Annotated in this window: 10 protein-coding genes; 8 read left to right on the top strand and 2 right to left on the bottom strand. The window is 59.3% G+C overall.

The features are described 5' to 3' along the window. Position 1 precedes the first annotated feature (1 nt). Positions 2-1,036, bottom strand: a complete 1,035-nt coding sequence (locus HZB23_10195) for an alpha/beta hydrolase (protein ID MBI5845026.1) — start codon at positions 1,034-1,036, stop codon at positions 2-4. After that, positions 1,033-1,935, bottom strand: coding sequence for a 4Fe-4S binding protein (locus HZB23_10190; GenBank protein MBI5845025.1), 903 nt, complete (start codon positions 1,933-1,935; stop codon positions 1,033-1,035). Before HZB23_10190 ends, HZB23_10195 begins: the two co-directional genes overlap by 4 nt. Positions 1,936-2,457: 522 nt before the next feature. Between HZB23_10190 and HZB23_10185 the strand changes: the two genes are divergently transcribed. The 8 genes from HZB23_10185 to rodA all read left to right on the top strand — a co-directional run bounded on the left by HZB23_10185 (position 2,458) and on the right by rodA (position 11,927). After that, positions 2,458-3,045, top strand: coding sequence for a hypothetical protein (locus HZB23_10185; protein MBI5845024.1), 588 nt, complete (start codon positions 2,458-2,460; stop codon positions 3,043-3,045). 713 nt (positions 3,046-3,758) lie between these two features. Next, a complete protein-coding gene (locus HZB23_10180; GenBank protein MBI5845023.1) occupies positions 3,759-5,114 on the top strand; it encodes an ArsB/NhaD family transporter in 1,356 nt (451 codons plus the stop codon). A 236-nt stretch (positions 5,115-5,350) separates the two neighbouring features. Further along, positions 5,351-5,848 carry a hypothetical protein gene (locus HZB23_10175; protein ID MBI5845022.1) on the top strand — a complete coding sequence of 166 codons (498 nt, stop codon included), beginning with the start codon at positions 5,351-5,353 and terminating at the stop codon, positions 5,846-5,848. Positions 5,849-6,258: 410 nt separating this feature from the next. Then, on the top strand, positions 6,259-7,299 hold the full coding sequence (locus HZB23_10170) for a rod shape-determining protein (GenBank protein MBI5845021.1): 1,041 nt from the start codon (positions 6,259-6,261) through the stop codon (positions 7,297-7,299). Between the two features lie 225 nt (positions 7,300-7,524). Then, positions 7,525-8,361, top strand: a complete 837-nt coding sequence (mreC, locus tag HZB23_10165) for a rod shape-determining protein MreC (protein ID MBI5845020.1) — start codon at positions 7,525-7,527, stop codon at positions 8,359-8,361. After that, the gene (locus HZB23_10160; GenBank protein ID MBI5845019.1) at positions 8,358-8,903 is read left to right on the top strand and encodes a hypothetical protein; all 546 of its coding nucleotides are present in this window, start codon (positions 8,358-8,360) and stop codon (positions 8,901-8,903) included. Before mreC ends, HZB23_10160 begins: the two co-directional genes overlap by 4 nt. Beyond that, on the top strand, positions 8,872-10,824 hold the full coding sequence (mrdA, locus tag HZB23_10155) for a penicillin-binding protein 2 (protein ID MBI5845018.1): 1,953 nt from the start codon (positions 8,872-8,874) through the stop codon (positions 10,822-10,824). The genes HZB23_10160 and mrdA overlap by 32 nt, the downstream gene beginning before the upstream one ends. After that, the gene (rodA, locus tag HZB23_10150) at positions 10,824-11,927 is read left to right on the top strand and encodes a rod shape-determining protein RodA (protein ID MBI5845017.1); all 1,104 of its coding nucleotides are present in this window, start codon (positions 10,824-10,826) and stop codon (positions 11,925-11,927) included. The genes mrdA and rodA overlap by 1 nt, the downstream gene beginning before the upstream one ends. Positions 11,928-12,081: the final 154 nt, after the last annotated feature.

Genomic DNA, 12,081 nt, shown 5'->3' with positions numbered 1-12,081 from the left:
CCTACTGCCCTAACTGCTCGATGAAAAAAGCCCCTGCCCGCTCGATGAGGGCTTCTGCGGAACCCACCAGGGGGGCAAGGGCCTGGAACACGTGAACCGGACCATCGTAGGGCAGAAACCTTGCGTCCACCCCGAAGCTGCGGGCGTGTTCCGCAAGAATCCTTCCGTCGTGCCGGAGCGGCTCCGAGCGGCCCGCTGTTATCAACATGGGGCAGACGCCGGTGAAATCGCCGTAGACCGGGCTGATGAGGGGATCGGCAGGGTCACTTTCCCCCACGTACATGGCCGCCATGGCGTCGGCTCCCCAGTCCACAACGTGTTTCGCCCTATGGCGCATGAAACGGTAATAGCGGCGGCTGGCGGTGAGGTCCGCCCAGGGGCTCATGAGATGGGCCGCGCAGGGCATGGGTAGATTCTCTCGGGCGATTGCCAGCAGAAGGGCCGCCGTAAGACCTCCGCCTGCGGAATCCCCTGCCACCAGGATGTTTTTTGAATCCATCCCGTTCTTCACCAGAAAGCGGTATACGTCCAGGACGTCTTCCAGGGCCGCCGGAAAGGGATGTTCGGGGGCCAGCCTGTAATCCACAACCAGCCCCTTGGCCTTGGACGCCCGGCACAGGTAGGCCGATAGGCTGCGGTGGGTTCTTGGCGAGCCCATCACGTAACCGCCTCCGTGAAGGTAAAAAAGAAGCGGGCCGCCCTTTTTCTCGTAGCCACCTATCCACATGACCGGAACGCCCGCGAGGCGCGAATAGCGATACCGCGCCCCCTTTGGCGTGGGAAGCAGGGCCACCGCCGAATCCATGAAAAACCTGTGGGAGCCCAAGGCATAGCCGCGTGTGTTGAAAAGGAGCTTGAACAGGAAATCCGGCTCGGAAAAATCCGGGGCGTTTCTTGCCGTGGCGCTGCCCGCATGAACCGACGGACGAAGGCTGTTCCGTAAGGAGACGCCGCCCACCGGCCCCAAGGGGCTGATGAGCCTTCTTGCTGCGGCCACGCCCCTGGCCGCTCCGGGCTTGATGACCGAATTGATCATGACTGTTTCAGAAGCTCTTTCCTGGCAAGATCGAGGTCCAAGGGCAGCACCTTGTCCGGGTCGGCGTAAAGGCTTATGGCCCCCTGGGCGCAGCTGTCAACGCACAGCTCGCAGCCCATGCAAAGGGCCTTGTCGTAGACCGGCGCACCGCCCTCCATGCCCACCGCCCCGAAGGGGCAGATTTCCGCGCATTTTCCGCAGGAGATGCATTTTTCCGTGTTACGCTCTACAGAATAACCCGATTCCGCGTTCATATAAAGATTTTTGTCGAATTTTTTCGCTATCCGGCTGGCGTCCAGGCTGACGCAGCACTTGGGGCAGCAGTTGCAGATGACGCCGGTCAAGCCCCCGGTCCCCACCTTTAAAAAGGCCTGCTGAACGTGGCCGGTCTTTCGCATCCTGTCGATGAGCTCCAGCGCCTCGGCCTGGGTCACCTGGTGGGCGTTGTAACGCTCCCGGCAATGCTCCAGCCAGATGGGGGCGAAATCCCTGCCCACCGCTATGCAGCAGCCCACGGGCTTGCAGGACTTGCGGGCGACCTTGCACGGGCAGTCCATCACCGCGATCAGGGTCGGCTCCCGGAAGATCACCTTGTTGGCAAAGGCGAAGGGGATTATGCGCTTGTCCCTGTCCGGGCCGAGCAGTACGTCACGGTCAAGGGTGAGTATCTTTTTCACGTCCCCCCGTGAAAGCACCTTGGAATGATAGCGGTTGAACACGGCCCGCACGGGCTTCGCCAGGGGCTTGAACCACAGAAGGTGTTTTTCGATCAGGCGCTGGCTTATGAACGCCGATTTCACATACGGGCGGTAAAAGAAGAAATATACCCAGTTGTGAAGGGCCCGGTCTATCCGCAGCCCATGCCGCGCAATAATTTGCCAGGATGATGGTTTCAGCATTCCTTCTTCTCCGCCCGGTGGATTGATTCGCTTTTTCGTGAGGTTCCGGCCCTGTTTCCCTTTTCCGCAAACTATACCCGACTGACGGGTCAAGTCAAGTGGCCAATTATCCTCCACAGCCTTTCCAGCCGGTAATTGCCGAAGCATTTCATGAAGGCGGGCCTTCCGGGAAAAAAGCCCGGATTCATGCTTGCCTGTAAGGGGCAAACGTGATTTAATGCAGGGCGTGATCAGGATGCCCGACCGCTCATTTCGGGCGTCCGCTCCGGCCTGCTATGCGCGTGTCGAGTCACTTCGCGCCATACGGCCCGCCTCCTCTTTTCGGAACGCGGCAAATAAATTTTTTTGGGGCCTTTACCGAAACCGGCCCGCGCGCGGTTTTCGGGACCTGTGTATCAAGCTGTTTTTCGGGCAACTTACAGCCTGTATGAAGACGGTGAGGCCTTCCAGCATTTCACCGTTTTCATCCGGGCTTCGCATTTAGCCTTTTTCAACGGGTGTTCAAGACGCCAGGAGGATCGAATGCTTTACGGAATAATCGGCGGTGTGGTTGCAATAGTCATCATATTGGTTGTGGTCCTTGTTCTCAAATCCAGAAAGGACGCCTCCGGCGAGGCAGTGGGCCGGGCAGAGGAATCCTACGAAGATGTGGGCGTCACCCTGGTGGAGAGGGCGGAACCCGAACCGGAGCTGACCCTTGTTGAAGAAGCCGCGCCCGCCTATGAGCCGGAACCCGAACCGGTCTACGCCCCGGAGCCCGTCTATGCCCCCGAACCGGCTGCGGAACCGGAACCCGCCGCCCCGGTTGAGATTTCCTTCGATGACGACATCGCCGACGACTCAACGGCTGATGACGCAGTGGAAATAAGCCTCGAAATCGACGCCCCGGCTGACACATCCTTCGATGTCGAACCGGCCGTGGGAGTTGAGGACATGCTGGCCATGCAGGCCGACGCCGACGCCGTGGAAGTGAGCCTGGAGACAGTTGAAGATGTCCAGGAAGCGGCCCCTGAAAAGGCCGGTGACACGGGCAAGAAAAAAGAGGGCGAGGCCGGATTCGCCACGGAAGTGGATTCGGAGGTGGATGCTTTGTTCGGCGACGACTTTTAGAGAGGGGCTTCGCGGAGGGCGTCGGATGCTGCGTCAGACTTCGCCTCGCCGGTCGGTCGCGTACAAAAAAGTACGCTCGGTCCCGGCTCATCTCGTCTTCCTTGCCTGCGACGACCCCGCGAAGCCCGGAAGTGCGGGGAAGGCATAACAGAAGAGACATCGGCGCGAGCCTGAAAAATAAGGATTCACAAAGGAGGGCGCGGAAGCCGGATCAGGCTTCCGCGCCCTCCTTTTTTTGTGCCGCGATCCAACCACAAAGGATCACTGCAAAATCACGCTTCGTTTCAAGCAGGCCCGGATGTCCGCCTCAAATCCGCCCGACAGCGCCCCTTGCAGCCTTCCTCCAAATGTTCCCCGCCCCGCCGGATTTTCTTGACACGGGCCGGATCAGATTATAGTGTTTCAATCTGATTTTTCGTGAAACACTATTTGGCCCTGCTCTGGAAACAAGAAGGGCCAAACGTGTAACAGGCCACCCGCAGGACGGCCTGCAACAATTTTTGGGGAAGCACCCATAACGTAAAGACATGCTAAAAGCTCTGCAAGTCCTGCGGTTGCCGCCGGTTATTGTGGTAATGCGGCTTGCGTGAAAAAACCTGTCGTGCTTCTTGACTTGTTAGGCTTTTGGCGCGAAAAGCAGTTGCCTGAATTTTCGCCGTCCTTTTAACCGGCCCCCTAATAACGGGCCGCACTCAAACGCCTGGGGAGACAACATGCATTCTGCCGGATTCGCATTCTGGGCCTCGACGGCCATTTTCGTGATAGCCTACGCCATCATCGTTTCCGAGAAGATTCACAAGACCAAGGTGGCGCTTTTCGGCGCGGCGCTGGTCTTGATCTTAAAGATACTGACCCAGGAGGAAGGGCTCCACAACATGGAGTTCGGCGTTGACTGGAACGTCATCTTCCTGCTCATATCCATGATGATAATAATCAACATCATGCAGAAGACAGGCGTGTTCCAGTACATGGCGGTCAAAAGCGCCAAGGCGGGCAAGGGCGAGCCCTTCACCATCATGGTCATCCTTGCCGTGGTGACCGCTGTTACATCGGCCTTTCTGGACAACGTCACCACCGTGCTCCTTATCGCCCCGGTGACCCTGGTGATTGCGCGGGAACTGGAAGTGGACGCAGTGCCCTTTCTGGTCACCGAGGTAATGGCCTCCAACATAGGCGGCACCGCCACTCTTATAGGCGACCCGCCCAACATAATGATCGCCTCCAAGGCCGGCCTCAATTTCATGGATTTCATCTACCACGTAAGCCCGGCGGTCATCATAATGATGGTGGTGTGGCTCATCGTGTGGCGCATCGTGTTCAAGAAAAGGCTCGTGGTCTCCGAAGAGCGCAAATTGCGCATAATGGCCATGGACGAATCAACCCTCATAACCAACCCGGCGCTTCTCAAAAAAAGCGGAATCGTGCTTGGCTTCACCATACTGGGCTTCGTGCTTCACGGCTTTTTCCATTACGAACCCGCAACGGTGGCCCTTATGGGCGCAACCACCCTTCTTCTTATATCAAGGGAAGACCCCCACGAAATCCTTACCCACGTTGAATGGGTCACCATAGCCTTTTTCGTGGGACTTTTCATAATCATCGGCGGCACGGTGAAATCGGGTCTCATTGAGGCCCTTTCAGTCAAAATGATAGCCCTCACCAACCCGCACCCGGACAGCATGTTCACCCTGGCAATGGTCATGGTGTGGTTTTCGGCCATATCCAGCGCAATCGTTGACAACATCCCCTTTGTGGCCACCATGAACCCGCTAATAATCGACATGGCCCACAAGGTTTTCGCGCCTGCCGCCGGAGCCCACATAAGCGAGGGCATCCAGCACGCAACCCTCATGCCCGTATGGTGGGCGCTTTCCCTTGGGGCCTGCCTGGGCGGCAACGGCACGGCCATAGGCGCTTCGGCCAATGTCATCGTGGTGGGCATGGCGGAAAAGGCCGGGACGCCAATCAGTTTCGTGCGGTTCCTTAAATACGGCATCCCCACGATGTTTCTTACCGTTGCAGTTTCCACGGTGTACATCGCGGTGCGGTATTACGTTTTGAAAATATAGTTGTTGCGGATTTAACGAAAAGTGTTAGGCTGAATCAAGAAAGTCATTGGGGCGCCGGAAAAGTTTCCGCCGCCCCAATAACTTTTGCATTTGAGAAAGCCGGACGACAACATTTTGAAGGGCGCGTTTTCGAGGCATGGAAAACGATTTTCATGCCCCTTTGCCTTTGGACCGGCAAGAATTGACCAGGATTGAGCGCCCCAACCCGGCCAAAAAATAACTTTGGAGGAAAACGCATGAAAAAGACATTGGTTGCGATGATCACCATTTTGGCCTTCTGCCTCGTGGCTCTTTCCCCGGTCCTGGCCGAAGAGGCTCCCGCCGCTGCCCAGCCGGCCAATCCCCACGCGGATCACGCCGTTGCCCCGGCCCCCCCGGCAGCAGCCCCCGTAGCGGAAGTCAAGGCCACCCCGGCCCCCGAAGCAAAAGCAGCTCCCGGACATGATATGAAAGGCCACGAAATGATGGCTCCCGCAGCCGACGTGAAGGCCACCCCTGCTCCCGCAGCCAAGGCCGAACCGGCTGCAAAGCCCGCAAAGGCCAAAAAAATGCCCAAAAAGGCCGACATGAAAAAGGCTCCCAAGAAAGCCGGAATGAAGGCCCCTGCAAAGGCCGACAAGAAAGCCGGCGCCGAGCCCGCCGGTCCCGCCCCGGCAGGCGGCGGCTCCGCGACCCCAGGACCGGCACAGCCCGTTGTGCCGGAACCGGCGACTCCCCCGGTACCCGCGAAGTAAAAAATCCTGTGTTTTGGAAGGGCTGCGTCCGCTCATTCCGCAGCCTCGCCCCGGGGAAAACCCTTGAAAAAGGGTTTTCCCCGGTTTTTTTAACCCCCGAAACCGCTTTCGGGAAGGCCTGCGGCCCCAGGGCGCGGGCGCTTCAATCCAAAAATAACATACCGTATTTAAACGATAATATTTGAAGCAACAATTCTCTTGTAAACCGCGAAGGCTTTTGGTAGCTTTCTTTCATGGGGCGTCGGAACACCGTAACAATCGTGAGACCGACGGCGAACCTCGCTTAAAAAGTACTCCTTTCGCAGGCCAAACATCCGTTCATTTTAACCAAACAGGCCAGGTTTTGGCGGTGGATTTGTTTTTCCAAAACGCCGCCGGAACTTAAGAGCCATTAACCCGGAAGAGTCGCCATGAGTTTTTTCAATGCGTTTCACGGGTTGTTTTCCAACGACCTTGCCATTGATCTGGGTACGGCCAACACGCTGGTTTACGTAAAGGGCAAGGGAATCGTTCTTTCGGAGCCTTCGGTGGTGGCGGTGCGCACCGACGACCGCTACAAAAACAAGGTTCTGGCCGTGGGGGCGGAAGCCAAGCGCACCCTTGGCCGCACCCCGGGCAATATTCTGGCCATACGTCCCATGCAGGACGGCGTCATAGCCGACTTCGAGGTGACCGAGGCCATGCTGAAGCACTTCATACGGAAGGTCAACAACCACCGCACCTTCGTGCGCCCCCGCATCGTGGTGGCCGTGCCGTCGGGCATCACCCAGGTGGAAAGCCGGGCCGTGCGCGAGTCCGCAAAGTTCGCGGGCGCGAGGGAGGTCTTCCTCATCCCCGAACCCATGGCCGCAGCCATAGGCGCCGGCATGCCCATCACCGAGCCCACCTGCAACATGGTGGTGGACATCGGCGGCGGAACCACCGAAGTGGCCGTCATTTCGCTCGCCGGAATCGTTTTCTGCCGCTCCATAAGGGTCGCGGGCGACAAGATGGACCGGGCCATCATCCAGTACATCAAAAGGAAGTACAACCTCCTGATCGGCGAACGCACGGCTGAAGCCATAAAGACCATGATCGGCAACGCCTACCCAGACCCGGACAACGTGGAAACCATAGAGGTGAAGGGCCGCGACCTGGTAAGCGGCATTCCCAAGATTCTCGCCATAGACTCCGAGGAAGTCCGGGTCGCCATTTCCGAGCAGATAGAGGCCATTCTGGAAACCGTGAAAATCGCCCTGGAGCAGACCCCGCCGGAGCTTGCCGCAGACATCGTGGACCGGGGGATAATGCTCACGGGCGGCGGAGCGCTTCTGCGGAACCTGGACAAGCTCCTCAGGGAGGAGACCAGCCTTCCCATCACCATCGCCGACGACCCGCTGTCGGCGGTTGCAAGGGGCGCGGGCGCGGCCTTGGATTCCATAGACCTGCTACGCGAAGTCGTCGTCCGCTAGGCAGCCCGTCTAAAAACGCGAACTGCTGTGTCAGATCAAAGCGGGCGGGTCGTCATGTACGACAAGTACTATTCCTTCCCGCCCGCTTTGATCTTCCTTGCATTTCATCGTTTTTATCCAGGCTGCATATCAAGCTGTTTTCACCAATTTTTCCAAACTGGCTGGTGAGGCCAAACTGACCGGATTTTTGGCCCCGAACAAGGGTGGCATTTCGGGAAACGGCCAATGTTCTCGCGCAAGACGGCCACCCTCGTGGCGCTTCTTTTCTTCATGGTGCTCTTCGCCGTTATCGTATCCATATCGGCGCGCAGCAAGGCCAATCCCCCCGCCGCCGCTCGCGCGGTGCTGGCCGTGGTGTCGCCCTGCCAGGAGGCCGCCTTCAGGTTCACCTCCTTTTTCGTATCCATCTGGGACAACTATTTTTTCCTCGTTACGGCAAGCCGTGAAAACACCCGGCTCTCCCGTAAGCTCGACTTGGCCCTGGGGGAGATCAACAGAACCCGCGCCGCCATTTACGAAAATAAAAGACTCAAGGCCCAGCTTGCCCTAAAGGACGATCTGGCCTATACAACGGTTTCCGCCAAGGTGGTGGGCGAGGGCCCGGGCAGGTGGTTTTTAAGCCTCGTCATCGACTGCGGGAAGGCTGACGGCGTCCTGCCGGGCTTTCCCGTGGTGACCCCGGCGGGGCTGGTGGGAAGGGTGATCCAGGCCTCGGACCACTACAGCCTGGTTGTGCCGATATCCGACCCCAACCACTCGGTGGACGGGCGGGTTCTGCGCACCCGCGCAAGGGGAGTGGTGACCGGTGCAAGGGAGGCGGGTTGCCGCTTCCTGTACGTGACCCGCAAGGAGGACATCAGCCCCGGCGACACCGTGGTCACAACCGGCCTGGACAGGCTCTTCCCGCCCGGACTGGCACTTGGAACCGTGAGCCAGGTTTCCATGATGGGAGAGGGCATGTTCCAGGAAATAACCATCACTCCCATGGTGGATTTCAGAAAGGTGGAGGAGGTGCTGGTGATTTTTTCCGCCCTTGCCCTCCCGACCTGGGAAACGTCGTGAAGGTTCTATTCCACTCGTTTTTCGGCCTCGTCTTCCTGGTCTTCGACACCGTCCGCCTGCCATTTTCCCTGCCCTTCGGAATCGATCTCAACCTGTGCCTTTTCTACGTGCTGTTCACGGCCCTTTCGCGCCCCTTAAAGGAGTCGGTGATTGTGGCCGCCATTCTTGGGATAGGGATGGATTCGTTTTCCGGCGCGGCCTTCGGGCTTCATTTCACGGTCTACCTCTGGGTAGCCATCGCCCTTGCATGGATTCCCGGCTACGCCGACGCTGAAAACGGTTTTTTCGTGGCCCTGGCCTCGGCAGCCGGGGTCCTTGTCCAGGGCCTCTACTTTTCCGTGGCCGCAGCCTTCATGGCTGGCGGAAGGCAGGTCGCCGCGCCCTCCTTTGGAGAACTCGCCCTTGGAGCCTTTTTTGCAGCCCCGGCAGGCTGGTGGATCATCGGCAGGCTGAGGAAACTTTTCGTTAAAATGAACGGTCGCACGGACCGGACGGAGCCTCGCGTATACCTTGGGGACAGTTATCAGGACAGACTGGACTGACCACAGCCGCCGGAGGATTCCGGGGGTCCTGGTCTTCATCCTGGCCGGGCTGTGCGTTCTTTTCGTGCGCCTCTACCAGCTCCAGGTGCTGGACGGCCTGGAATATGCGAGGCTTAGCGAGAACAACTGCGTGCGGATTCAAAGGGTTGTCCCCGCCAGGGGACTGATTCTGGACCGGACCGGCCAGGTCCTGGCCGACAACCGCCCCTCCTTCGACGTATCCATAACCCCAAGCGATGCAAAGCCCGTAAAGAACATCTTCCCGCTTTTAAGGGAATACCTCGATCTCGACCTCAAAATCTGGGGCCCCAGGCTCCTGAAGGCGGAAAAGGAGGCCCCTTTCACACCGGTGGTGATAAAGACCGACATCGACCGCGACCGGCTCGCCATCGTCAGCGCCCACTCCCTGGAACTGGCCGGGATATCCGTTCAGACAAGGTCACAGCGGTCCTTTCCCCTTGGGGCCTCCTTTGCCCACCTTTTGGGCTACGTGGGCGAAATAACGGAAAAGGAGCTGGAAAAGAGCGGCACGGGGAAAATCGCCGGGGACATGGTGGGCAGGACAGGCGTGGAGCGCATGTTCGAGGACCAGCTCGCCGGGGGCAAGGGCGGCAGGCAGGTGGAAGTTGACGCAAGGGGAAGGGTTGTTTCCGTGATGCGCACGGTTCCGGCGGCGCCCGGAAACAACCTGCGGCTCACCGTGGACGCCGGGCTCCAGGCAAAGGCAGTTGAACTTCTGGGCGAGGAAACCGGGGCCGTGGTGGCCCTGGACCCATTTTCGGGCAGGGTCCTGGCCCTTGCGAGCACCCCTTCCTTTGATCCCAACCTCTTCATCACCGGCATGACGGCCCGGCAGTGGGCCGGGCTTGTGAATGACGAGCGCCGCCCCATGCACAACAGGGCCATTTCCGGGGCCTATCCCCCAGGCTCCACCTACAAGGTCATAACCCTCATGGCGGGCCTTGAGGAAGGCGTGGTTAACCAGGAAACCCTGCTCTACTGCCCCGGTTTCTATTCCTTCGGAAACCGCGATTTCTGGTGCTGGAAACGGGGCGGGCACGGGCCGGTGAAGGCCGTGCAGGCCCTGGCCGAATCCTGCGACGTCTATTGCTACAGGGTGGGGGAGCAGCTTGGAGTTGACCGGCTGGCCTATTACGCACGTTCGGGGGGCCTGGGGGCGGTCACCGGAATCGGCCTGGACGGCGAGGCCAGGGGGCTTGTGCCCACCATGGAGTGGAAGAAGAAGCACACGGGCCGCCCCTGGACAAAGGGCGAGACCCTCTCCGTGGCCATAGGCCAGGGCTACAACCTTGCCACCCCCCTCCAGATGGCCTCCCTCATGGCTGCGGTGGCGAACGGGGGCGTTCTCTACAGGCCCCAGGTGGCGGAGCGGGTGGAAAGGCCGGATCATTCCGTGGCCCATCGCTTCGTACCGGAGGTTCTGGGCCGCCTTCCCGCAAGCCCCAAAAACCTCGCCATCATAAAGCAGGGCCTCTGGGAGGTGGTCAACACAAGAAACGGAACCGCCTGGGCCGCCCGGTCCGAAAAATACGGCATTTACGGCAAGACCGGCACGGCCCAGGTGGTGGGGCGCAAGGACAGGGAGAACTTTCTGAACCAGACCAGCTCCCACAGGCGTTTTCAGGATCACGCGTGGTTCACGGCTTTTTGCACCCCCAAGGGCCTGCCCGGAATCGCGGTGGCCGTGATAGTGGAGCACGGTGGCCACGGCGCGTCCACAGCAGCCCCCGTTGCGCGGGATTTGATACTGGAATACATGAGGATGTCCGATCCGTCCGCAGATGACGAAAAAGCCCCGTCCGAGGCCGCCGCAGGCGTCACCCCCACCACGGCTTCGACTTACACTCCCACCACGGCTGCGGCCTTCACTCCGGTCGAGGGAAGGCGGGAATCGCCATGATGATCGACAGAAGGCTTGTTTCGCATTTCGACTGGTGGCTGCTGCTTCTGGTCTTCATCCTGGCCGGGGTCGGGGTGGCCTCCATTTACAGCGCGGCTGAGCCCGGCGCGCGCGGGCTGGGGCAGATTTTCGCGGTAAAGCAGGCAATCTGGTTCGGCCTGGGCCTTATGGTGATGGCCCTTGTTTTTTCCTTTCACTACCACTTCATGGACCGTTGGGTCTGGATCATCTACATATTGACGGTGCTGTCCCTTGCCTGGGTCCTGGTGTTCGGAAAGACCGTGTCGGGCTCCCAGAGATGGATATCCTTGGGCCCCCTGGCCTTCCAGCCCTCGGAAACCGCCAAGCTCACCGCTGTCATAGTCCTTGCCCATTTCTATTCCAGGTCGGGCTCGGCCTCCGGTCTCGGATTGCGGGAAATAGCCCTTCCGGCGGCCCTGCTTTTTGTCCCCTTCCTGCTGATTCTGGCCCAACCCGACCTGGGAACCGGTATGGTGATGGCCATCATCGCCGCCTCCATGACCTTCTACGCCGGGATAAGGCGGCGCACCCTGGTCTTTCTGGTCTCGTGCGGGCTGGTGGCGCTACCTCTTCTGTACATGAACCTGAAGGACTACCAGAAAGAGCGGATAAAGACCTTTCTGGACCCCGACCGGGACCCGTTGGGAGCCGGATATCACATCATCCAGTCCAAAATCGCCATAGGCAGCGGGATGTTTTCGGGCAAGGGCTACATGGAAGGCTCCCAGAAGGCCCTTTCCTTTCTGCCGGAACAGCACACGGACTTCATTTTCGCGGTTCTGTCCGAGGAATGGGGGCTCCTGGGGGCCACGGCCCTCCTAATCCTCTTTTTCGCATTTTTGTGGAGGGGCCTGAATGCCGGATACCAGTCCAAGGACCCCTTCGGCGCGTACATCTGCGTGGGCGTGGTGTCATATTTCTTCTGGCAGGTGTTCATCAACACCGGAATGGTCATGGGCATCCTGCCAGTGGTGGGGGTGCCGCTCCCGTTCATATCCTACGGCGGCAGCTCCATGCTGGTGGCCATGATGGGGGTGGGCATGATCCAAAACGTGGGCATGAGGCGCTTTTCGTACGATTGACGCCAAGCCGAATCAAAACAGTAAAAGCAGAACAGCATAAGCAAAAACGCCGAAGGCTTCCCGGGGGGCCGATGGCCCCCCGGACCCCCCGTTATTTTTAGGCGCGTGCTACGCACACTCCAGTAGGAGGCATGAACCCTATCCTTCCTTCCGG

This window comes from Deltaproteobacteria bacterium (assembly GCA_016235345.1).
GTDB lineage: Bacteria > Desulfobacterota > Desulfobacteria > Desulfobacterales > Desulfatibacillaceae > JACRLG01.
Note: the sequence above shows the minus strand (reverse complement) of the source record. Positions and strands in the feature narration are given on the sequence as shown.

Excerpts from the sequence above, each read along its gene's own strand:
- HZB23_10195 (MBI5845026.1), bottom strand. The coding sequence starts at position 1,036 with ATGATCAATTCGGTCATCAAGCCCGGAGCGGCCAGGGGCGTGGCCGCA.
- HZB23_10190 (MBI5845025.1), bottom strand. The coding sequence starts at position 1,935 with ATGCTGAAACCATCATCCTGGCAAATTATTGCGCGGCATGGGCTGCGG.
- HZB23_10185 (MBI5845024.1), top strand. The coding sequence starts at position 2,458 with ATGCTTTACGGAATAATCGGCGGTGTGGTTGCAATAGTCATCATATTG.
- HZB23_10180 (MBI5845023.1), top strand. The coding sequence starts at position 3,759 with ATGCATTCTGCCGGATTCGCATTCTGGGCCTCGACGGCCATTTTCGTG.
- HZB23_10175 (MBI5845022.1), top strand. The coding sequence starts at position 5,351 with ATGAAAAAGACATTGGTTGCGATGATCACCATTTTGGCCTTCTGCCTC.
- HZB23_10170 (MBI5845021.1), top strand. The coding sequence starts at position 6,259 with ATGAGTTTTTTCAATGCGTTTCACGGGTTGTTTTCCAACGACCTTGCC.
- mreC (MBI5845020.1), top strand. The coding sequence starts at position 7,525 with ATGTTCTCGCGCAAGACGGCCACCCTCGTGGCGCTTCTTTTCTTCATG.
- rodA (MBI5845017.1), top strand. The coding sequence starts at position 10,824 with ATGATCGACAGAAGGCTTGTTTCGCATTTCGACTGGTGGCTGCTGCTT.